At 57.9% G+C, this 1337-nt stretch carries 1 pseudogene; it reads left to right on the forward strand.

The window, feature by feature from the left end:
* Positions 1–73: 73 nt before the first annotated feature.
* A pseudogene (locus ABEB25_RS24425) lies at positions 74–1218 on the forward strand (IS3 family transposase); the annotation flags it as partial.
* Positions 1219–1337: the final 119 nt, after the last annotated feature.

Consider the following 1337-nt stretch of genomic DNA (forward strand, 5'->3'; position numbering starts at 1 on the left):
TTGGACTGCACCCCAAAAGTTGACCCAGGAGTTATGAGAGTCTGAAGTGTGCGTAAGCACACCCACAGAGATCATGAAACGCAAGAGACATACCCCGGAAGAAATCATCAAGAAGCTCCGTGAGGCCGCAGGCCTCATTGCCGGAGGCAAAACCGCTGAAGAAGCCGCCCGCCAGATCGGTGTCAGCGTGCCGACTTACCATCGCTGGAAAGAGCAGCATGGAGGGGCGGAGAAGAGCACGGTCAAGCGGCTCAAGGAGCTGGAAAAGGAAAATCTGAGGCTCAAAAAGTTGGTAGCTGAACAAGCGCTTGATAACGCCATGCTCAAGGAGATCGCAGAGGGAAAATGGTAGGTCCGGCGCATAAACGTGAGGCCGTGGTGCATTTGGAAGACAAGTTCCAGGTGTCCCAGCGCCGGGCCTGCAAGAGCCTTGCGCAGCCGCGATCCACCCAGCGCTACGTCTGCCGCCAGAGCGGCAAAGACACAGTCCTGGCAGGAGAACTGCGTCAATTTTCCACGAAACATCCGCGAGCAGGCTACCGCATGGCGCACAAGCATTTGCGGAGAGAGGGCGGCAAGGCCAACCTCAAGCGCGTGCAGAGGCTTTGGAGGCAAGAAGGCCTGCGGGTGCCGCGCAAGCAGCATAAGAGGCGCCGCTTGGGCAGCACAGAGGCTGGCAGCCAGCGCCAGCGTGCCACGCGGATCAACGAGGTATGGTGCTATGACTTCGTCTTTGACCAGACCGAGGATGGCAAACGGCTCAAGTGGCTGCCCATTTGCGATGAATTTACCCGTGAAAGCATCGCCTTGGAAGTAGAGCGCCGGATGGAGGCCACCGATGTGGTGCGAGTGCTGGAAGCAGCCGTCATGGCAAGAGGCTGTGCACCGAAATACATCCGCAGTGATAATGGTCCCGAGTTCGTGGCCAGGGCAGTGCGGGAGTGGATCGAGGCCAAAGGTTTTGAGACGCTCTACATCAAGCCAGGCAGCCCATGGCAGAACGCGTATAGCGAAAGCTTCAACAGCCGGATGCGGGACGAGCTGCTCAATGTGGAAAGCTTTGGCTCGCTGCTGGAAGCGAAAGTGCTGGGCAAAGCTTGGCGCGAGAACTACAATCAGCAGCGGTTGCACTCCTCGTTAGGCTACCTGCCCCCGGCAGAGTTCGCGCAGCAATGCCTTGCGGCTTCCTGCACTACGCTCCGTCAGCCGCAAGGCATTGCTGGTCCCCGAAACGAAGATAAAAACGCTGTCTCAAACCAAAACCCAAACCCAGAAACGAAACCGCCAGCGCACCCAGGACTCTCATAAAAACTGGCTCAAACTTCGGGGGCATTCCA

The organism is Prosthecobacter algae (genome assembly GCF_039542385.1).
In the GTDB taxonomy this organism is placed as follows: Bacteria; Verrucomicrobiota; Verrucomicrobiia; order Verrucomicrobiales; family Verrucomicrobiaceae; genus Prosthecobacter; species Prosthecobacter algae.